The organism is Aggregatibacter kilianii (assembly GCF_003130255.1).
GTDB classification, from domain to species: Bacteria; Pseudomonadota; Gammaproteobacteria; order Enterobacterales; family Pasteurellaceae; genus Aggregatibacter; species Aggregatibacter kilianii.
Genome location: NZ_NRCN01000001.1, coordinates 1169828 through 1191766, shown reverse-complemented (window position 1 = coordinate 1191766; position 21939 = coordinate 1169828). Strand labels below are relative to the sequence as shown.

Genomic DNA, 21939 nt, shown 5'->3' with positions numbered 1-21939 from the left:
AACTTGTTACCCTAGGCGTAGAGCGTTAGATTTGCCCAATCGACCCTACTACGCTCTCGCATTCTTCCTTCGTCCCCACGGTAATCCGAATGCAATTTTGTAAATTTAATGCTTTGTTTTGATCGCGCAGGATAATCCCTTGCTCCCACAACGCCTTGAAAACGCGCTCGCCATCTTGGCATTTTATGAGCAAATAATTGGCTTCGCTGTGGTACACGTTTTCCACTTGTGGCAAGTCTGCTAAGGCTTCAGCCAGCCATTGACGATTGGCTAAAATCTCCTGTGCGCGGGCTTGCACAAGGGCGATATTCTCCGCCTGCAAGGCTTGTTCCGCGATGTCGGCGCTTGGCACGGGGATGGGATAAGGGGCGATCACTTTGCTGAGAATTTGAATTAACGCCGTATTGGCTAACACAAAACCGCAGCGCAATCCTGCCAAGGCAAAGGCTTTGGAGAGGGTACGAATAATGGCTAAGTGCGGGTAATTTTTCAGCTCTTTTGTGAGTGTCGCTTCAGGGCAAAATTCGATGTAAGCTTCATCCACCACCACAATGGCTTTGCCGGCAGTGAGTTGCAAAAGCTCAAGCAAATCCGACCGTTTGAGCAAATTGCCTGTCGGGTTGTTTGGGCTACACACAAAGACGACTTTCACGCCCTCCAGTTGCGGTTTAATTTCGGCAAGATTTAGTTGAAAATCTGCCGTTAATGGCACGGTTTTGCACGCCACGCCTGCCGTTTCGGCACTCACAGCATACATGCCATACGTAGGTGGGCAGAACAAAATAGCGTCTTGATTTGGTTCGCAAAAAGCTCGAATAACCAACTCAATGCCTTCATCACCGCCACGGGTCACCAACACATTTTCAGGCGGCACACCCGCATAATTGGCATAACCTTGAACCACCGCTTGCGGTTGCGGTTCGGGGTAGCGGTTTAAATCTTTGCCCGAAAGTTGGAACGTTGGCGAAGTGGGATATTCGTTCGCATTTAGCCAAATCGTGCCGTTGCCACCCAGTTTGCGGGCGGATTGATAGGGCGTAAGCGCCTGCACGTTTTGTCGGGATAGGGTTGTGATTGTCATGTGGTTTTCCTCTTATTGCAACTTCGCTAATCTCAAACTCACTGCCATTTTGTGCGCATCCAGCTGTTCCGCCTGCGCCATCAATTCCACGGTTTCGGCTAAATCTTTGAAGCCTTGCGGGGTGAGTTCCTGCACGGTCATGCGTTTGCTGAAATCCGCCAAACCAAGGCTGGAATAGGTGCGCGTGTAGCCGTAGGTTGGCAGAACGTGATTGGTGCCGCTGGCGTAATCGCCCATGCTTTCCGGCGAATAAGCACCGAGGAAAATAGAACCGGCGTTATCCAGTTGAGGCAATAATTCACGGGCGTTTTGCGTTTGCACGATTAAGTGTTCCGGCGCATATTCATTGCTGATGGCGACACATTGCGCCAAATCCTTGGCGATGAGAATACGACTGTGGGACAACGCTTTGCGGGCGATTTCTGCACGAGGCAGTTGGGCAAGCTGTTGTTCCACACAAAGTGCGGTCTGTTTTGCCAGCGTTTCGCTCGGCGTCACCAAAATCACTTGCGAATCTGCACCGTGTTCTGCTTGGGAAAGCAAATCGGAGGCAACAAATTCAGAATCTGCCTGTTCATCAGCAATCACCAATACTTCCGATGGCCCCGCCGGCATGTCGATGTTGGCACCGTTAATCATTTGGCTGACTTGACGTTTGGCTTCCGTCACAAAGGCATTGCCTGGCCCGAAAATTTTATCCACTTTCGCCACGCTTTGCGTACCTAACGCCATCGCCACCACTGCTTGAGCACCGCCCACCGCATAAATGGTTTGCACGCCACACAGATTGGCGGCGTAAAGGATTTCATCCGCAATCGGTGGTGGCGAGCAAAGTACGATTTTCTTACAACCTGCGATTTTCGCCGGAATGGCAAGCATGAGCACCGTAGAAAATAACGGCGCGGAACCGCCCGGAATGTATAAGCCGACACTATTAATCGGGCGCGTCACCACCTGACAACGCACGCCGGGCTGGGTTTCGATATCCACCGCCTGTGGTTTCTGTGCTTCGTGAAAGGCAGTGATATTGCGCTTAGCATTCTGAATCGCCTTCTTCAACGGCTCAGGAATACGCGCTGTCGCCTCCGCAATTTGTTGTGGAGTGACAATCAAGCTGTCGAGTTTGGTTTTATCGAATTTCTCCGTGAGTTCAAACAACGCCTTATCACCTTCTTGTTGCACAAATTTAACGATATTTTCCACCGCACTTTTAATCTCATTTGAAGCGGAAATCGCAGGGCGGGTAAGGGCTTGTTGTTGCTCTGTTGCAGAAAGATTATTCCAATTTAGTGTTTCCATAATACAAAACCTTCCTTTTATTTAACGTTGTTTTTCTTTGGTTGCTTTCTTTGGCAACGCAAAGAAAATAACAAATCACTCCATCATCTTTTCAATCGGTAACACCAAAATCGAACTGGCGCCGATGTCTTTCAACTGCTCCATGGTTTCCCAAAACAGATTTTCCTGGCTGACCACATGCATGGCTACTTTAGAATCGTCATGCGCCAGCGGCAGAATTGTTGGGTTTTCCACACCGGGTAAAAGTGCGGTGATTTCTTCAAGTTTATTTTTCGGCGCGTGTAACATGATGTATTTGGATTCCGCGGCTTGTTGCACGCCTTGAATGCGGGTGAGCAGTCTATCTACCAGGATTTGTTTCTCACTGCTGAAAGGTTCGGCACATTGAATTAAACAGGCTTTGGAGCGGTAAATCACTTCCACTTCTTTCAATCCATTCGCTTCCAAGGTGGCGCCGGAGGACACTAAATCGCAAATGGCATCGGCAAGTCCGGCGCTAGGGGCAACTTCCACAGAGCCGTTCAACAACGTGCTTTTGAACGGCACGTTTTGCGCTTTCATGTAACGTTTGAGTAGATTCGGGTAGGAGGTGGCGATGCGGGCATTAGCGAAATCCTGCACGCCGTTGTATTGCTGATCGCGATCAATTGCCAAAGATAAACGGCAACCACCGAAATCTAACTGGCGCAGCTTTTTATAAGCGACCGTTTCTCCGGCAGCCAAGCGCCCTAATTCTTCTTCCTCCAGCACGTTTTCACCGATAATGCCGAGATCCGCCACGCCGTCAAAGATCAAGCCGGGAATGTCATCATCACGCACACGCAGAATCTCAATAGGCATATTTTCTGAATAAGCGATAAGGCGTTGCTCGTTCCAATTAATTTTTACGCCGCATTGACTCAGCAATTCCGCACAGTCTTTGCTTAAGCGCCCTTTCTTTTGCATAGCGATGCGTAAACGTTTTTTGTCAGTCATGTTGTTGCCCTCATTTTGTTAAAACCTAAAAACGCAAAACCCCTCGAAAGTTGCCTTCCGAGGGGTTGTTTAAACGGTGATTAATTATGTCTGCATTTCACTCGTACTCGGAAGTTATCTCCCGAACACGCCGAATGCCCGAAAGATTATTCAGGTAAACGGTGATGATGGTGTAATGCGTTAGTTAAGTACATAATGAATCCTTTTTAATCAAAAGATGGATAGAATATAACCAAGAAAATTTTGCGATGCAAGGGCTTTTTTGCAGAAATTTTCTTCAGTATAAAAATTCATCCATTATTTCTTCGCGCTTTTACCTACCAACATCGTTAAGAACATCACGCCTAATGCAGGGATTAACCACGCTAAGCCATTATCATATAAAGGGAAATTACCAAGGAATTGTTTCATGCCATCAGACAATAATCCTACGTTATTTAAGCTGTCGCACAGACTAAAACACACGGTGACAGCAATCGTGGCGTTATAAGTTAATTTTACGCATGGCAGTTTGGCGCGGACGAATTGCAATACCACCAACATAATCGCCACCGGATAGATCAATAACAATGCCGGAATGGTCACTTGCAATAATTTGGTTAAGCCATTTTCGGAAATAATGGTGGTCATGATGGTAAACAGCACCACCCAAAAGGCATAAGGCAAGCGGTGGGAAAATTTAGCGAAGTAGTATGCGCAAGCACTGGTCACGCCCACTAAGGTGGTTAAGCTTGCCAAGAAGATGATGCCGGACATGATCCAAGAACCTTCTTTACCGAATAACACGTTCACATAACGGGAGAAAATTTGACCGCCGTTGCTAGCGCCTTGTGCCACTTGGTTGCTAGTTGCCCCAAGATAGAAGAGGGAGAAGTAAAGTGCGGCTAATAAAACCACTGAAATGCAACCGGCAGAAACGGTGTAACGCATGATTTTCTGCGGTTCGGTGACGTTTTTCGCACTTAACGCTCGGGCAACAATGCCACCGAAAGCAATCGCCGCTAAAACGTCCATCGTTTGATAACCGCTGATTAAGCCGGTGGTCAACGCAGAACTATCCGCATAGCTTTTCGTTGGCGCGGCAATTTCTGACAAAGGGGAAATAAATACTGTGACGGTTACTACGACCAATAACACCAACAACGCTGGGGTCATAAATTTACCAACGCTGGAAATAATGGTATTTGGTTTAAGCATAAATAGCATAGCGATAATGTTAAAGACCACAGCAAAAATCAGGTGAGTTGCTGGTGTATCTGCTACAAGATCTAACGGCACTAATGCCATTTCGTATGCCACGTTGGTGATTCGTGGCATAGCGAAAGTGGAACCAATCACCAAATACAATGTAACCAAAAAAGTCACTTCTGCCCATTTTGGTAAATCGCGGGTAAGTTCTTCGCCGCGTCCTAAAATCGACACCACAACCAAAGTGATAAACGGCATCAATACGCCCGTTAAGATAAAACCTAATGAGGCGGTCGCCCAGTGCTGCCCTGCAGTATAGCCTTCCATTGGCGGAAAAATAATGTTTCCCGCCCCTAAAAATAGGGCGAAAATCATCATACCTAAAACAATAATATCTTTGCGTGAAAACATAATGAATTTCTCTTGTAATAAAAAGCCGCGGCATTCTACTACAAAAACCCTGCAATTCGTAATGAAACAGTACAAAACATACAAAAATGTTGCTTTATTTGACCGCACTTTCCCGTAATTCACCCGTGCGGCGATTGAGTTCATTCCGCCTTTGTTGTAAACTACGCTCCCGTCTTGATAAATTATCTTTATCCTAAATTTTCCATCCATCACAATAGCAACAATATAGGTTTCTTATGGCTACCAATTATATTTTCGTCACAGGCGGTGTGGTTTCTTCGCTTGGTAAAGGCATTGCTGCGGCATCACTTGCGGCAATCCTGGAAGCGCGCGGCTTGAACGTCACAATCATGAAACTCGACCCTTATATCAACGTCGATCCGGGCACGATGAGCCCGACCCAGCACGGCGAAGTATTCGTCACCCAAGACGGCGCAGAAACGGACTTGGACTTAGGTCACTACGAACGTTTCATTCGTACCAAAATGACCAAACGCAATAATTTCACTACAGGCAAAATCTATTCTGAAGTACTACGCAAAGAGCGTCGCGGCGACTACTTGGGCGCCACTATTCAAGTGATTCCGCACATTACCAACGAAATTAAAGCGCGCGTGATTGATGGTGCTGCGGGACATGATATCGCCATCGTGGAAGTGGGCGGTACCGTGGGTGATATCGAATCGCTCCCGTTCTTGGAAGCTTTGCGTCAGCTTGCCGTGCAAGTGGGACGTGAACGTACTATTTTCATGCATTTAACGCTCGTTCCATACATCCCGACCGCAGGCGAAGTCAAAACTAAACCGACGCAACATTCCGTAAAAGAATTACTCTCCATCGGGATTCAGCCGGATGTGCTCATTTGCCGTTCCGATCGTATGGTGCCACCAAACGAACGTGCCAAAATCGCTTTATTCTGTAATGTACCGGAACGCGCGGTCATTTCTCTGAAAGACGTGTCTTCCATTTACCAAATCCCGGCGCTATTGAAATCTCAAGGCTTGGATGATTTTATTTGTGATCGTTTCCACTTAACCTGCCCGGAAGCGGATTTATCCGAATGGGAACAAGTGTTATACCAACAAGCCAACCCGACAGGCGAAGTCACCATCGGCATGGTGGGCAAATACACCGAATTGCCGGATGCGTATAAATCCGTAAACGAAGCCTTAAAACACGCAGGCTTCAAAAATCGTTTAACCGTGAATATTAAATACATCGACTCACAAGATGTAGAAACCAAAGGCGTAGAGATCTTAAAAGGCTTAGACGGTATTTTAGTGCCGGGCGGCTTTGGCTATCGTGGCGTAGAAGGCAAAATCCTCACCGCCAAATATGCGCGTGAAAACAATATTCCGTATTTAGGCATTTGCTTAGGTATGCAAGTGGCGTTAATCGAATTTGCCCGCAATGTTGCCGGCATGAGCCACGCAAACTCTTCCGAATTCGACCGCACTTGTGAACAACCGGTGGTGGGCTTAATTACCGAATGGCAAGATGCCGACGGCAACACCGAAGTTCGCAGTGACAAATCCGACTTGGGCGGCACCATGCGTCTTGGCGCACAAAAATGTCATTTGGCAGAAGGTAGCCTGGCACGCCAATTATACGGCGCCGAAACTATCGAAGAACGTCACCGTCACCGTTATGAAGTAAACAACGTATTGCTTCCGCAAATTGAAAAAGCAGGCCTGAAAGTGACCGGTTTATCCGCCGATAAAAAATTGGTGGAAATCATCGAAGTACCAAACCATCCTTGGTTTATCGCTTGCCAATTCCATCCGGAATTTACGTCTACGCCACGTGACGGTCACCCGCTATTTGAAGGGTTTGTGAAAGCGGCAAAAGACAATCAGAAAAAATCCGACTAACGAATTTCTGAAAAATTGAAATGAAAGTGCGGTCAAAAAAACACTTGGATTTTTGACCGCACTTTTTGTTTTTTCACTGTGACCTGTCTCACAAAAAATCTGTTTTCTCCTTGTCCTTTCTTCCCCCGTTGATTATAGTAAAGTCCGCTTGTCGGAGTGCCGGAAGGCTGAGATCGCAACATTGCGGGATCCGTGAACCTGTTGGGGTAATCCCTGCGTAGGAAACAAGTTTTCCTTTTCTTATTGCGCTGTGAGCAAGCAATTTTTCATTCATTTTACATTCCATTAATTTCATTCATTGGAGCTTGCTATGCCAACATCAGTGTCTCACTTAGCCGAAATTGTTCCACCCAACGCCCCTTTTGCGCCCACCGAATTTAAATTGGGATTGTATGTTATTGTGGACAGTTACGAATGGATTGAACGGCTCATTCATGCCGGCGTGAAAACCTTACAAATTCGCATTAAAGATCGCTCGCCGGAACAAGCAGAAGAGGAAATCGCCCGCTGCATCGCCTTGGCCAAACAACATCAAGTGCGGTTATTTGTGGATGATTTTTGGCAGTTGGCAATTAAATATCAGGCTTACGGCGTACATTTGGGGCAGGAGGATTTGCTCACGGCGGATTTAAATGCAATTCAACAAGCCGGACTGCGTCTCGGTGTTTCCACCCACAATCAAGAAGAAGTCGATCTGGTGTTACCGTTACGTCCTTCTTATGTTGCTCTCGGGCATATTTTCCCCACGCAATCTAAAATCATGCCTTCCGCGCCACAGGGCATTGCTAATTTAGCCGCGCAAGTAAAAGATTTAGGCGATATACCGACTGTCGCCATTGGTGGCATTACAGCCTCGCATTTTGCCGATGTTCTGGCGACGGGCGTAGGCAGTATTGCGGTGATTAGTGCGGTCACTCAAGCCGAGGATTGGCAAAGTGCGGTCAAAAATTTACTTAACTACTTTAATGCCGCCTAAAGGCATCGATTCTATCGGGAACCATTTAAATCCATTAAAAAATCTCACCGCACTTCACCCGGTAAAATAGTGAGAAAAATCAAAGGAGATGCAATTTTACAAGACAAAATCGCAAAATAGCTTTATCATATCGAGCATTTTACAGTCTAACCCGTTTTGATTAACTTAATGAGGAAAATAAAATGGCAAAAATCGTTAAAGTCATTGGTCGCGAAATTATCGACTCTCGTGGTAACCCAACAGTTGAAGCCGAAGTTCATTTAGAAGGCGGTTTCGTTGGCCTTGCAGCCGCACCTTCAGGCGCATCTACCGGTTCTCGCGAAGCATTAGAATTACGTGACGGCGACAAATCTCGTTTCTTAGGTAAAGGCGTATTAAAAGCTGTTGCCGCAGTAAATGGCCCAATTGCTGAAGCAATTCTTGGCAAAGATGCCTCTAACCAAGCTGAAATCGACCAAATCATGATCGATTTAGACGGCACAGACAACAAATCTAACTTCGGTGCAAACGCAATCTTAGCGGTATCTTTAGCAAACGCAAAAGCTGCAGCAGCATCTAAAAGTTTACCACTTTACGCTTACATCGCTGAACTTAACGGCACGCCAGGCGTTTACTCTATGCCATTACCAATGATGAACATCATCAACGGTGGTGAGCACGCCGATAACAACGTTGATATCCAAGAGTTCATGATCCAACCGGTTGGTGCGAAAACATTACGTGAAGCACTTCGTATCGGTGCGGAAGTGTTCCACAACCTTGCGAAAGTATTAAAATCTAAAGGTATGAGCACAGCTGTAGGTGACGAAGGTGGTTTCGCACCAAACTTAGCCTCTAACGCTGACGCTTTAGCATGTATCAAAGAAGCAGTAGAAAAAGCAGGTTATGTGTTAGGTAAAGACGTGACTTTAGCCATGGACTGCGCATCTTCCGAGTTCTACAACAAAGAAACCGGCAAATACGAAATGAAAGGCGAAGGCCGTTCATTCACTTCTCAAGAATTCACACACTATCTTGAAGAATTAACCAAACAATACCCAATCGTGTCTATCGAAGACGGTCAAGATGAATCAGACTGGGAAGGTTTTGCATATCAAACTAAAGTGTTAGGCGACCGCGTTCAATTAGTGGGCGACGACTTATTCGTAACTAACACTAAAATTTTAAAAGAAGGTATCGAAAAAGGTATCGCAAACTCTATCTTAATCAAATTCAACCAAATCGGTTCTTTAACCGAAACCTTGGCTGCGATTAAAATGGCGAAAGATGCAGGCTATACCGCAGTAATCTCTCACCGTTCCGGTGAAACCGAAGATGCAACCATCGCAGATTTAGCGGTTGGTACAGCAGCAGGTCAAATCAAAACCGGTTCTATGAGCCGTTCTGACCGTATTGCGAAATACAACCAATTAATCCGTATCGAAGAAGCATTAGAACGCGCCGGCACCCCAGCTGCATTTCCTGGTTTAAAAGCGGTTAAAGGTCAAGCTTAATTAATAACCATCCGCGTGATTAAAACAAGCTAAAAAAATACCGCACTTTTTGTTGAAAGATAAAAAGTGCGGTGATTTTTTATGTGTTTTTTAAAGCAATTTACTCGCCGTATTGCTCAAACCAACTTTCCAATATTAAACAAGCAGAAATGCCGTCCACTTTGCTTTTATTTAAGGCACGATAACCGCCACGACTGAAAATTTCACTGCGTGCTTCTGTGGTCGTGAGGCGCTCATCTTGTAACTCCACCGGCAAGTTAAAGCGCCCATGTAGGCGATTGGCGAATTTTTTGGCGCGTAAGGTCAGCTCTTGTTCGGTGCCATCCATATTCAGTGGCAAACCAACGACAATTCGAGCCGGTTGCCATTCTTTAATGGTTTTGCCAATGGCGTCCCAATTGGGAATGCCATCTTGCGCTTTAAATGCCGGCAAAGACTGCGCCGTGCCGGTGATGCTTTGACCAACCGCACAGCCAATGCTTTTTGTACCGAAATCAAACGCCAAAACGGTAATGCCCATTAACAATGCCCAACTTGACCAACAAAGTTATGCCCATCAATGCCAAGCAACTGATTGGCTGCGAACCAACGCTGATCGTATGGCAAATCAAACAGAATTTGCTCCGTCGCCGGCACAACTAGCCAAGAATCGTGAACAATCTCTTGCTCTAACTGATTCGGCTCCCAACTAGCACAACCTAAGGTAACCAAATATTTCTCCGGTTCCCCCATGGTACCGAAGGTATCTACCACGTCAGCAGAAGTTGTCAAAACGAGATTGTCATTCACTTTATAACTATGATCAAAGGTATTTGGGGTGTTGGTGTGCAAAATAAAACCGCGATCGATATTCACCGGCCCACCGGCAAGCACCAGTTTGTCGTTATAAGTGCGGTCGGTTACCATCATAAAATTCATTTTGGCGCCTAGCTCCGCAATGCTCAAATCCGTTGGTTGGTTGATGACCAATCCCATAGACCCTTTTTCGTTATGCTCACAAATATAAATGACCGTCCGATAAAAATAACCGTCATCTAAATTTGGCATGGCAATTAATAGATGATCTTGTAAATCCATCATAATTTTACCCCAAATCACCAAAACAGACTTGTAATGCGGTTATTGCCGCCATTGCTGCCGTTTCAGTTCGTAATACACGTTTTCCTAATAAGACTTCCACAAACCCTTGTTGCTCGGTTTGTGCGATTTCTTGTGGCGATAAACCACCTTCAGAACCAATTAATAAGCGCACGCCGGCGGCCGGAATAGCCGGTAACGTACGAATGGAATGAGTTGCCCTCGGATGTAAATTCAATTTTAGTGTGTCATCCTGCTCAGCACACCATTGTTGTAACTTCATTAACGGGCGAATTTCCGGAATTTTATTTCGCCCACATTGCTCACAAGCGGCAATGGCGATTTTTTGCCATTGTTGGATTTTTTTCTCCATGCGATCGCTATCTAACTTCACACCACAGCGTTCCGACCACAGCGGTGTAATTACATTCACGCCTAATTCGACGGATTTTTGAATGGTAAATTCCATGCGCTCGCCGCGAGAAATAACTTGGCCAAGATGAATTGACAACGGGCTTTCTCTATCGTCAAACTGTTGGCTTAAAATCTCGACATCAACGGATTTTTTACCTACCTGAGTAATAACAGCTTGGTATATATGGTTACTACCGTCAAAAAGTTCAAGGTGTTCGCCAGGCTGCATACGTAAAACACGTCCCACATGGTTGGCACCGTCTTCGGACAAGGTGCAAAAAGTGAGGTGATTCAACGCAGTGGGATGATAAATTCTAGGTACTCGCATAATAGAACATTAACTAAAAATCATAGTCCTATCATAACAGAAAAGAAGAGGGCAAAGAGAGAAATGAGCAATTAATATTCCCATTTAGCCGGATCGATACCTAATTCACGCATGATCAGTTTCGCTTCTTCAGGGATTTCATCACTGCGCTCTTTTAGCAAATCCTCATCTGTCGGCAAAGGTTGACCGGTAAATGCATGCAAAAAGGCCTCACATAGCAATTCACTGTTAGTCGCGTGGCGTAAATTACGAATTTGACGACGGGTGCGTTCATTGGTCAAAATCTCAAGCACTTTAATCGGAATAGATACCGTAATTTTTTTCACTTGTTCGCTTTTTTTGCCATGTTCCGCATAAGGACTTATGTATTGTCCGTTCCAATTCGCCATAACTGATCCCTGAAATAACCTTATTAATTGTCTCAATATTCTAATAAAAAATAATAAAAATAACAATCTAGCCGTGAAGACTGCTAGATTTCTATTCTTAAAATTAGGGAAAAAGAAAGGCATCTCATCGATGCCTTTTTATTTAATAGAATTAAAACGTTTTTACTAAATCTTTTAAGTAAGATTTGAATTCACCGGAAAGTTTATTATGGTGCAAACCGTATTCAACAAAAGCTTTCATATAACCGATTTTATCGCCGCAATCGTAAGAAACACCCGTCATGTGGAATGCCTCCACGGTTTCCTTGTCAATAAGCATATCAATAGCATCAGTCAACTGAATTTCATCGCCCACACCAACCGGGGTTTTTTCCAATAAATCCCAAATCGCCGCAGAGAACACATAACGACCAACCACTGCCAAATTAGACGGCGCTTCGTCTATACTTGGTTTTTCGACAATGCTATCAATTTTAGCACTTTCACCCGGAGGAATTTCAACACCACCACAATCGGCAATACCATAACTGCTAACTTCTTCAGGTTTAACCGGACTCACCATGATTTGACTAGCCTGAGTCTGCTTAAAGCGTTTTAACATGGCTGATAAATTTTCTTTTTTCTGATTGGCAGAAAATTCGGCCAGTAACACATCCGGCAATACTACGGCAAAAGGTTCATTGCCTACCAACGGGCGACCACACAATACTGCGTGTCCCAAACCTTTCGCATTGCCTTGGCGAACATGCATAATCGTTACGTTTTTCGGCACAATAGAACGAACTTCTTCTAAGAGCTGACGCTTAACGCGTTTTTCTAACATGGTTTCCAACTCAAAAGAAGTATCAAAATGGTTTTCAATGGCATTTTTAGAAGAATGGGTCACCAACACAATTTCTTTAATGCCCGCTGCAACACATTCATTTACCACATATTGAATGAGCGGTTTATCCACTAACGTTAACATCTCTTTTGGAATTGCTTTAGTTGCAGGCAACATACGCGTACCTAAGCCCGCAACAGGAATAATCGCTTTCATTTATTTTTTCCTTATATAAAAAGACCGCACTTTTCAGACAAAGAAAAGTGCGGTTAGTTTCCGATGTGTTTTTTATTGACGAAGCAAAGCCAAAATTTCTTCGGTTTTCTCGGTCATGAGTTTTTTATCGCCGCGCGTTTCTAAATTTAAACGCACTACCGGCTCGGTATTAGAAGAACGCAAGTTAAAACGCCAATTCGGATATTCAATACTGATACCATCAATCTCATCCACGCTCACGGCATCTTTTTCATACGCGGCTCTTACTCGGGCAATGGCAGCCTTAGCATCGGATAACTTACTATTAATTTCTCCCGGTGATGGGAAAGTATTAACGCTATTGTTAACCAATTCACCTAAGGACTTACCGGTGGTAGAAACCAGTTCTACAATCAATAGCCACGGAATCATGCCGCTATCACAATAGAAGAAATCACGGAAATAATGGTGCGCACTCATTTCGCCACCATAGATGGCGTCCACTGCACGCATTTTTTCTTTAATAAAGGAATGACCGGATTTCGACATCACGGCCTCACCGCCATTTTCTTCCACTAATTTAATAGTGTTCCAGATCAAGCGCGGATCATAAATGATTTTGGCACCTTTATTCTTTTGCAAGAAGGCTTGGCTTAGTAATCCAACGATATAATACCCTTCAATGAAATTCGCGTGTTCATCAAACAAGAAACAGCGATCGAAATCACCATCAAAGGCAATCCCCATATCCGCTTTATTCGCGAGCACCGCATCAATAGTATCTTGACGATTCTCATGCAATAACGGATTAGGAATACCATGAGGGAAGGTACCATCCGGATTGTTATGTACTTTAATAAATTCAATCGGCACATGTTTTGCTTTGAACTGCGCTTCAATGGCATCAATGACATGCCCTGCCGCGCCATTGCCGGAATTAATCACCAATTTTAACGGTTTTAGTTGTTCAAGATTAATATAGGACAATAAATGCTCTACATAATCTCCCAAGACTGAAAGCTGTTTATATTCGCCACGCTGAGTGACCGGCGGAAAATTATTTTCTTCCGCCAACCGTTGAATATCCGCTAATCCGGTATCCGCGCTAATCGGGCGGGAATCTTCCCGAACCAACTTCAGTCCGTTATAGTCCATCGGATTATGGCTTGCAGTGACTTCAATACCACCATCAGCCTTCAAAAATGAAGTAGCAAAATAGACTTCCTCTGTCCCCGTTTCTCCTAAATCAATTACATTAACACCGGAATCCAATAGTCCATTTGTTACCGCGCTTTTTAGTTCTTTACTCGTTAAGCGAACATCGCCACCAACGACAATTGTTTTGGGCTTCAAAAATTGCCCAAATGCACGACCTATACGATAGACAATATCCACGTTTAACTCTTCGCCTAAACGGCCACGGATATCGTAAGCTTTAAAGCAAGTCAATTTACTCATAACTTCTCCATCTAATGATCATAAAATAAAATTTGCTACGCCTTCTGTTCATCCTTTGCTTGATGAATACGTTGGTAAATTTCTTCTCTATGAACAGAAACATCCTTGGGTGCTTGGACACCGATTTTAACTTGGTTGCCTCGTATATTCAGAATCGTGATAGAAACATCATCGCCAATGAGCAAGCTTTCGCCAACTTTACGGGTTAAGATCAGCATATAAACTCCTCACCTTGTAGTTTATTTATAAAACTTCCCTATTTTGCTTCCAACATCCCTATCAAACATTAAACAATACCTTCTACTTTTGCGCTTACGGAACCACAAGCGCAAAAACATTACATTTAACCAAAGACAGGATTATAAGTTTGCTTTCAACCAATCAGAGCAAACTGACAATGCCTTGCCTATATTTTCCGGTTGAGTACCGCCCGCCATCGCCATATCCGGACGGCCACCGCCTTTACCGCCAACTTGTTGTGCCATCAAATTCACCAGTTCACCGGCTTTGACTTTCGCGGTTAGATCATCGGTTACGCCAACAATTAAGTTAACTTTTTCATCTAACACGGAAGCAAACACCACAACGGCCGAACCTAATTGATTTTTCAAGCTATCTACCATTGAACGCAAAGACTTCGCTTCAATACCGTCAAGTTGTTGCATAATCACAGAAACACCATGAATTTTCACCGCACTTTGCGCCAAGTCGTTACCGGCTTGCAATGCGGCTTTTTCTTTTAATGTTTGTAACTCTTTTTCAACTTTCTTAAATTTATCTTGCAACAGAGAAATCTTATCCGTAATGGAATTCACATCGGATTTCAGTAAATCGGCGCTTTGATTTAATAAAGTTTGTTGGTGTTGTAGCCATTCAATCGCAGTTTCGCCGGTAATTGCTTCAATTCGACGAATACCTGCTGCCACAGCGGTTTCCGTAACAATTTTAAATAACCCGATATCCCCAGTGCGTTTCGCATGGATACCGCCGCATAACTCAACGGAAAAATCACCCATTGTTAAAACACGCACCTGCTCGGAATATTTCTCTCCGAATAATGCCATCGCGCCTTTTGCTTTTGCTGCATCTAGCGCCATAACCTCGGTTTGAATCGGATTATTTGCTCGCACTTGTTGGTTTACGATACGCTCAACTTCAGCCAACTGTTCTTCGCGAATTGCCTCATGGTGGGCAAAGTCAAAACGTAACAACGCATCGGAAACAAGGGAGCCTTTTTGTGCGACATGTTCACCTAATACCTGACGTAAAGCGGCGTGCAACAAATGGGTTGCAGAGTGATTTAAAGAAATTTGTTGACGGCGAACATCGTCAACCACTGCATTCACCGACTGCCCAACAGATAAACTCCCTTGTGTGAGTTCACCAATGTGGCCGAAAACCTGACCATATTTTTGGGTGTCTTTTACGTCAAAAATAAAACCATTACCTTCTAAGCGTCCAATATCGCCGATTTGACCACCGGATTCCGCATAGAATGGCGTATTTTCTAAAATAACCACTGCACTTTGACCGGCCGTAATAGACTCTACTGCTTTGTCATCATGGAAAAGTGCGGTCACTTTTGCCAACGATTCGGATTCGGTATAACCTTCAAATCGTGTCGTACCGTCAACACGAATCACATTATTGTAGTCCACACCGAACTGACTGGCAGATTGGGCACGCACGCGTTGTGCAGCCATTTCGCGTTCAAACCCGACCTCATCAATCGCAATGTCACGTTCACGACAGACATCGGCGGTTAAATCTAGCGGGAAACCATAAGTGTCGTACAACTTGAACGCAACCTCACCGGATAATACATTGTCTTTTACGTTAGCCAAAGCTTCGTCTAATAAGGTTAGACCGCGCTCTAACGTGCGAGCAAACTGCTCTTCTTCCAAGCGCAAGAATTTTTCCACTGTCGCTTGATGTTTTTTCACCTCTTCGCCGGCCTGTGCCATCACCTCAATTAACGTTGGTACTAATTTATAGAAGAAGGCTTCCGTTGCGCCGAGCAAGTGTCCGTGACGTACTGCACGACGAATAATACGACGAAGCACATAGCCACGACCTTCATTGGACGGCACCACACCATCGGCGATTAAATAAGCACAAGAGCGAATGTGGTCGGCAATAACACGCAAAGATTTATTGTTTAAATCTTTCTCACCGGTTAATTCTGCGGCTTTAACAATTAACGCTTTGAAAATATCAATGTCATAGTTGGAATTAACGTGTTGTAGCACTGCGCTAATTCGCTCCAATCCCATGCCTGTATCAACGGACGGTTTTGGTAATTTTTCCATTGTGCCGTCAGCATGGCGATTAAATTGCATGAATACAATATTCCAGATCTCAATATAACGATCGCCATCTTCTTCAGGTGATCCCGGCGGGCCACCCCAAATGTGATCGCCATGATCGTAGAAAATTTCGGTACAAGGTCCACATGGACCAGTGTCACCCATTTGCCAAAAGTTATCGGAAGCATAAGGCGCGCCTTTGTTATCACCGATACGAATAATACGTTCTGCCGGAATACCGATTTCCTCGTGCCAAATCTTGTAGGCTTCATCATCAGTTTCATATACGGTTACCCATAATTTTTCTTTTGGTAACCCTAACCATTGCGGAGATGTCAAAAACTCCCAACCATAATGAATGGCATCATGTTTAAAATAATCGCCGAAACTGAAGTTCCCCAACATTTCAAAGAAGGTGTGGTGTCTGGCCGTGTAACCCACATTTTCCAAATCGTTATGCTTTCCGCCTGCACGCACACAACGTTGTGCGGTGGTAGCACGGCTATAAGGGCGTTTTTCCAACCCTAAAAATACATCTTTAAACTGGTTCATTCCGGCATTGGTGAATAATAATGTCGGATCATTCTCCGGAACCAAAGAACTACTTGCTACAACTTGATGTCCCTTACTATGGAAAAAATCAAGATAAGATTGTCGAATTTGTGCTGTTGTTTTCATTTACAAGCCTTGCTTTCTTTTAACTATCTAAAATGACAAAATAAATTGAGTAATTCCGTATTGTTGCACATTTTTCTCATTTATAGAAAACCTTTTTATCTATAATGTTTTATTTCCCGAGCAATAGAAAAAAATAAAAAACCGCACTTACATTCAGAACTCGTGAAAGTGCGGTTGGTTTTTTGTCTTATTTTACGGCCGACTACCGTTTTTATTCATCACGAAGAGGAATAACCAACATATCAATCGTAATTGAATTCATCACTTGACGGGTAGAAGACATCAATTTACTCCAAAAATCTTGGTGATGACCGGTAACTAACAAATCCACATCGTATTGTTCGATAGCATCTATTAACACTTGCCCCAAATCCCCACTACCACTGAGTTTTTCGCTAATCGGGTAGCCGGCTTGTTCGGATAACTGCAACAAGGCCTGTTGCGTTTCGCTGGAAATACGATCTTGCATAGACACCATATTTACATCAATCAGTCCTGTATAAAGATCCGAAAAGTTAACGTCAACATGAATGATGGATAACTTCGCATCATGACGTTTGGCAACGCCGACCGCTTTTTTCAACAGGAATGGACTTTCTTCTGAAAGATCTACTGCAACTAATACGTGTTTGTACATAATCGACTCCTTACCATGAGCAGGGTTAATTTTCCTCGTGAGTATAGTAGCACTAGTGTGTAAGAAAAAATATGGACTGGATCACATTTTGAGAAAAACATTGATTTCTAATTAGAAAAAGATCCCAGCCGTTTTTTGTGCTATGATTTTATCTCCTTTCTCTCACTGTTTTTCTAAAAAAATCGAGCGCAATATGACTTATTCCATCCATGATTTTGTACAATTAATCGCACAATTACGAGATCCCGTGAACGGCTGCCCGTGGGATATCAAGCAAACTTATGTATCGATGATCCCTTGTTTAAAAGAAGAAACCTATGAAGTCATCGATGCCATTGAGCAAAACGATGTGAACAACCTGAAAGAAGAACTGGGTGACCTATTATTACAAGTGGTATTTCTCAGCCAGCTGGCGGCAGAAGAAAATAAATTTACGTTCGATGAGGTTGTACAGGACGTTGCAGAAAAAATCGTGCGCCGCCATCCTCATGTTTTCGGTGATAAGCAAGCGAATAATGAACAGGAAGCCTTGCAAAATTGGAATGCGATGAAGGCATTGGAGCATCAACATCAAGGTCATATCTCTATTTTACATAATATTCCGCGTGCTTTCCCGGCCTTAATGCGCGCGGAAAAACTACAAAAACGTTGTTCCAAAATCGGGTTTGATTGGCAGGATATTTCGCCGGTCTTTGCCAAAGTGGAAGAAGAACTGCGTGAAGTTAAACAGGAAATGGAACGTTGCCCACAAGATCAAACGAAAATTGAAGAAGAAGTAGGAGATGCATTGTTTGCGATGGTCAATTTAAGTCGCCATTTAAAATGTCAGGCCGAAGAGAGTTTACGCAAAGCCAATCAAAAATTTGAACAACGTTTCCGTAAAGTTGAAGACAAACTTAACGAACAAAACCGTACGCTTGCGGAAGCATCGTTAATGGAAATGGATGTATTGTGGGATGAAGTAAAACAGGAAGAAAAACGTCGTTAAAATCCACCGCACTTTTAGATAAAAAACATTTAAAAAAACAACCGCACTTTAAAAACAAAATACCGAGCATTATGGCTCGGTATTTTATTTCGATTAATCAATGCCTAATACTTTACGGCCGTTGATACTGGCGATATTCACCATGGCGTCTAAGTCCGGGAAACGACAACCGGCGGCCAATAAGCTCAACTCCTGCCACATATCCCCTTCGCACAACGGCACCATGTAGTCACAAATATTATCCGTACCAATCGCCACCGTAATCCCTTCCGGAATCATTTCATCAGCCGGTGTTAACGCATTATGGAACGGCATGAGTTCTTCCTTACGATTACTGTCAATCCATGCCATCGGGCAAGCAATCATCATCATTTGTGCTTGGCGCATTTTTTCATAGAGACGATAACGATATTCTTTGGAATGCGATCCAATGGAGATGCCGTGAATAGCGACCACGCGTCCTTGCATACCGTGTTCAATGGTTTTGTCACACAACTGCTCCGTTTCGATTTCTGTCGGTGAATTAAATTGATCCACGTGAACATGACACATAATGCCGCGTGATTTGGCGGTATCCAATAAAATATCCATGGCTTCCAAACCACGTCCATAATCCAACTCATCACGGTATGGTAAGCCACCAATCATATCCACCATCTCGGAACCAATGTCAAACCATTTACGCGCTGTTGGCTCAATCACGCCTTTTAAGGTTTGGTTAGCAAATTTCAATACGATGTCATGCTTATAGACTTCACGAGCCTTATGGGCGGCGATAATCGCTCGGTCTTCACACACCGGGTCAATGTCCACAAACGTACCGAAAGCCGTCACCCCTTGGGAAATCATCAATTCAATAGATTGGCAAAAACGGGCATAGTAGTCATCCACCGAAGAAGTACGCTTCACCTCATCCACCAAATCCCATTTTTGTTGCAAATTACAGTTTTGATAAATGCCGATTTTTTCCGGCGTCATGGTAAAGGCTCGATCCGCATGCGCATGCGCATTCACCCAGCCTCCTTTTTTAATAATTTCATCTCGAATAAAGGTTTTAAAACTACGAACGTGAGTTTTCGTCATAGTGACTCCATAAGTAAATTTAAAGGATAGGCAGGGAGCAAATAGAAAAAAATCCTCATAACAGAGGATTTCGTATTAATTGAAAATAGACGGGCGATCAATGGCTGTGCATTGAAATAACAGATAATGTTATAAAAAATTCGCAGATTTTTAATTAATAACATCGTATTTGTCCTAATGAAATTGTGCGCTAGTATAAAACTCACCGATGCAAAAATATAATTGATTTTGACTATTGGTCAGGCACATTTCTAATCATTTTTCTAAAAATGATCGCTCTTGATTGAACACTTCCAAGAATAAGCCTAACGGCGGTCTCTCCGATGAAATCTTCTGATAAGTGCGGTCATATTTTTGATAGTTTCCGCGCGTATCAATATGATATTGCGTGCCGTCCGGCTGAATAATCACATTCCAACGATAATTGGAGACTAAGACCCAATCCGTTGCCTGTTTCAAATCGAATAAATCACGCCCTTGCGCATAATCACCAATCGGATTTTTTACGTTGAAAACGTATTTCATCAATGCCGGCAATAAATCCACATGCGCAGTTAATTTAGTAATTTTTGTGGCCGGTAAACCTTGCCAACGAACAATCATCGGTACCTGCACTTCATCACGGGAGAAATCATTGATTTCTTCTTTTTCCGTCAATGTTTTGAAACTATACCCATGCTCTGCGGTAATCACCACAATCGTGTTCGGCAAATCTAATTCCGGCAAGAGTTGTCCGAAGAGTTCGTCTAGTTTAGCAAGCTGTTGCTGATATTTATCTTGCGTCAAATTTGGTTCAATATTTAAACTCAAATAACCCCAAAACGGTTTTTCCTGTTTTTTAGCGGAATCCAACCAGCGTTTAAAGGACTGCACCGCAGCTTGGTTGCTATTATCACCGCTTAATTTCGCTTTCGGATAAATAGCGCGACGGAAAATAGCGCTATCAAATTTCTTAGCGGAAAACAAGCCTTGCACATATTGTTGTTGTGCAAAACGTTCAACCAAAACGGAAGGGGTTTTATTGCTGAGCAGGCTATCTGTGTAGCTGGCATTCAATCCGTAAAATAACCCAACTAAGCCGGCATTATTATTATTTCCACTGCTGTAATGGTTGGTAAATTGAGTGGAACGTTGTGCAAATTCCGCTAAATTCAGCATTTTTTCCATATCAATGGCATCGTAACGTAAGCCGGAAACTGTAATAAGTAGCACATTGGTCTTTTCTTTTGGCGTCTCAAAGAGCAATGGGTTTTTCGGGTATTCAATGGCTAACGCATCCAAACGCCCTTCCTGCGCTAAGCGCTGAGCATACTCTTCCTTATCTAAGAAACCATGTTTTTCCAAGAAAGAACGAGCTGTCATCGGATGAGACAGAGGAAAATTAGAACGTTGCATTGTAATCGGACGATATAAATAAGCATCCGCCCATGCGTAAATCAAATGCGTTGCAATGAAGGTGCAAACAAAAAAGACACCAACCCCTCTTAACCATTTTTGCCGCTCCAAGCTACGTAACTTTTGCCAAGACCAACGGGAAAACAACATTTGCACTAATAAAATCAACGGCATCGGTGTAAAGAATGCTTGCCAGTTGCGTGACAATTCACCGTTTTCCGGGTTCACCAACAAATTCCAAACGAGAGAAGATAAATGCAGGTTAAAGCGCACAAAAACTTCCGTATCGACTAATAATAACGTGTTACCAATCGTAGCAAGAATGACAGTGAGCCCGCGAAAAGTGCGGTGGTTTTTAACGATAAAACTGAGGGGGAATATCACCAACAAATAAAAGGCGAATACAATAAAACTAAAGTGCCCTAATAAGCTGATAAAAAAGTAAATTTTGCCAAATAGCGTATCCGGCCAGTCAATAATAAACGCATAGCGGGCACCGATAAAAATCGCCCAAAGAATATTAAAAAAAGCAAACCAGTGCCCCCACGAAATCTTCTGTGAGGTTTCTTCACGATATTGTCTGCTGTTTAATTTCCACATTGCCAATTATTTCGCTGTATTAATGGAATTGAGTAACGCCTCTGAAAAGGCTTGAGCAAGCACCTTTTGCTGTTGTTTACCTAGATTACCGGTGAGCAAGTTGGTGGTCATATTACCTAAAACGATTAAGGATAAATCCAATGGTGCTTGGTGTTTTTCAAGCACTGCGATCATGTCGTTTAGAATTGCATCTATTTGTTTATCTTGATATTTTGATTGAATTGCCATGTTTGATTAGCCAACTAATGTAAAACGTCGCCTATATTAACCGATA

General features: G+C 43.6%; 20 protein-coding genes, 1 riboswitch and 1 other annotated feature. Of the genes, 4 read left to right on the top strand and 16 right to left on the bottom strand.

Annotation, left to right across the window (positions count from 1 at the left end; genetic code table 11):
* Window positions 1-25: 25 nt before the first annotated feature.
* The 4 genes from hisC to brnQ all read right to left on the bottom strand — a co-directional run bounded on the left by hisC (window position 26) and on the right by brnQ (window position 4954).
* Window positions 26-1081 (bottom strand): histidinol-phosphate transaminase, encoded by a 1056-nt coding sequence (hisC, locus tag DK428_RS05565; protein ID WP_109064835.1) that lies wholly within the window; start codon window positions 1079-1081, stop codon window positions 26-28.
* 12 nt (window positions 1082-1093) lie between these two features.
* Window positions 1094-2380, bottom strand: a complete 1287-nt coding sequence (hisD, locus tag DK428_RS05560) for a histidinol dehydrogenase (RefSeq protein ID WP_109064834.1) — start codon at window positions 2378-2380, stop codon at window positions 1094-1096.
* Between the two features lie 75 nt (window positions 2381-2455).
* Window positions 2456-3355, bottom strand: coding sequence for an ATP phosphoribosyltransferase (hisG, locus tag DK428_RS05555; RefSeq protein ID WP_109064833.1), 900 nt, complete (start codon window positions 3353-3355; stop codon window positions 2456-2458).
* Window positions 3356-3386: 31 nt separating this feature from the next.
* Window positions 3387-3526, bottom strand: a sequence feature (His leader region).
* 126 nt (window positions 3527-3652) lie between these two features.
* Window positions 3653-4954, bottom strand: a complete 1302-nt coding sequence (gene brnQ, locus DK428_RS05550) for a branched-chain amino acid transport system II carrier protein (protein WP_109064857.1) — start codon at window positions 4952-4954, stop codon at window positions 3653-3655.
* 236 nt (window positions 4955-5190) lie between these two features.
* Between brnQ and pyrG the strand changes: the two genes are divergently transcribed.
* The 3 genes from pyrG (at window position 5191) to eno (ending at window position 9294) form a co-directional block, all read left to right on the top strand.
* Complete coding sequence (pyrG, locus tag DK428_RS05545) at window positions 5191-6825, top strand: glutamine hydrolyzing CTP synthase (RefSeq protein ID WP_005702085.1); 1635 nt, start codon at window positions 5191-5193, stop codon at window positions 6823-6825.
* 142 nt (window positions 6826-6967) lie between these two features.
* A riboswitch (TPP riboswitch) is annotated at window positions 6968-7066 on the top strand.
* A gap of 69 nt (window positions 7067-7135) precedes the next feature.
* Window positions 7136-7801, top strand: coding sequence for a thiamine phosphate synthase (thiE, locus tag DK428_RS05540; RefSeq protein WP_109064832.1), 666 nt, complete (start codon window positions 7136-7138; stop codon window positions 7799-7801).
* Between the two features lie 182 nt (window positions 7802-7983).
* On the top strand, window positions 7984-9294 hold the full coding sequence (gene eno, locus DK428_RS05535; protein WP_109064831.1) for a phosphopyruvate hydratase: 1311 nt from the start codon (window positions 7984-7986) through the stop codon (window positions 9292-9294).
* 100 nt (window positions 9295-9394) lie between these two features.
* Here eno and ruvX read toward each other — a convergent pair whose 3' ends face one another.
* The 9 genes from ruvX to uspA all read right to left on the bottom strand — a co-directional run bounded on the left by ruvX (window position 9395) and on the right by uspA (window position 17599).
* Complete coding sequence (gene ruvX / locus DK428_RS05530) at window positions 9395-9814, bottom strand: Holliday junction resolvase RuvX (RefSeq protein WP_050692688.1); 420 nt, start codon at window positions 9812-9814, stop codon at window positions 9395-9397.
* Entirely contained in the window at window positions 9814-10371 is a 558-nt protein-coding gene (locus tag DK428_RS05525; protein ID WP_165819770.1) for a YqgE/AlgH family protein, read from the bottom strand. The genes ruvX and DK428_RS05525 overlap by 1 nt, the downstream gene beginning before the upstream one ends.
* Window positions 10372-10378: 7 nt before the next feature.
* Entirely contained in the window at window positions 10379-11113 is a 735-nt protein-coding gene (gene rsmE, locus DK428_RS05520) for a 16S rRNA (uracil(1498)-N(3))-methyltransferase (RefSeq protein ID WP_050692689.1), read from the bottom strand.
* 71 nt (window positions 11114-11184) lie between these two features.
* On the bottom strand, window positions 11185-11502 hold the full coding sequence (metJ, locus tag DK428_RS05515) for a met regulon transcriptional regulator MetJ (protein ID WP_065295448.1): 318 nt from the start codon (window positions 11500-11502) through the stop codon (window positions 11185-11187).
* Between the two features lie 151 nt (window positions 11503-11653).
* Window positions 11654-12541 carry a UTP--glucose-1-phosphate uridylyltransferase GalU gene (galU, locus tag DK428_RS05510; protein WP_109064829.1) on the bottom strand — a complete coding sequence of 296 codons (888 nt, stop codon included), beginning with the start codon at window positions 12539-12541 and terminating at the stop codon, window positions 11654-11656.
* Between the two features lie 72 nt (window positions 12542-12613).
* Entirely contained in the window at window positions 12614-13978 is a 1365-nt protein-coding gene (locus DK428_RS05505; protein ID WP_109064828.1) for a phosphohexomutase domain-containing protein, read from the bottom strand.
* A gap of 35 nt (window positions 13979-14013) precedes the next feature.
* Entirely contained in the window at window positions 14014-14196 is a 183-nt protein-coding gene (gene csrA / locus DK428_RS05500) for a carbon storage regulator CsrA (protein WP_005702075.1), read from the bottom strand.
* 141 nt (window positions 14197-14337) lie between these two features.
* The gene (gene alaS / locus DK428_RS05495) at window positions 14338-16962 is read right to left on the bottom strand and encodes an alanine--tRNA ligase (protein ID WP_109064827.1); all 2625 of its coding nucleotides are present in this window, start codon (window positions 16960-16962) and stop codon (window positions 14338-14340) included.
* 211 nt (window positions 16963-17173) lie between these two features.
* On the bottom strand, window positions 17174-17599 hold the full coding sequence (gene uspA, locus DK428_RS05490) for a universal stress protein UspA (RefSeq protein WP_109064826.1): 426 nt from the start codon (window positions 17597-17599) through the stop codon (window positions 17174-17176).
* Window positions 17600-17792: 193 nt separating this feature from the next.
* Here uspA and mazG point away from each other — a divergent pair, with 193 nt between their 5' ends.
* Window positions 17793-18587, top strand: a complete 795-nt coding sequence (gene mazG / locus DK428_RS05485) for a nucleoside triphosphate pyrophosphohydrolase (protein ID WP_109064825.1) — start codon at window positions 17793-17795, stop codon at window positions 18585-18587.
* A 93-nt stretch (window positions 18588-18680) separates the two neighbouring features.
* Here the strand turns inward: mazG and DK428_RS05480 are convergent, their stop codons facing one another.
* The 3 genes from DK428_RS05480 to DK428_RS05470 form a co-directional block, all read right to left on the bottom strand.
* Window positions 18681-19670 carry an amidohydrolase family protein gene (locus DK428_RS05480; RefSeq protein WP_109064824.1) on the bottom strand — a complete coding sequence of 330 codons (990 nt, stop codon included), beginning with the start codon at window positions 19668-19670 and terminating at the stop codon, window positions 18681-18683.
* 255 nt (window positions 19671-19925) lie between these two features.
* Complete coding sequence (locus DK428_RS05475) at window positions 19926-21665, bottom strand: DUF3413 domain-containing protein (RefSeq protein WP_109064856.1); 1740 nt, start codon at window positions 21663-21665, stop codon at window positions 19926-19928.
* A 6-nt stretch (window positions 21666-21671) separates the two neighbouring features.
* A complete protein-coding gene (locus tag DK428_RS05470; RefSeq protein WP_005704386.1) occupies window positions 21672-21893 on the bottom strand; it encodes a YejL family protein in 222 nt (73 codons plus the stop codon).
* Window positions 21894-21939 lie beyond the last annotated feature (46 nt).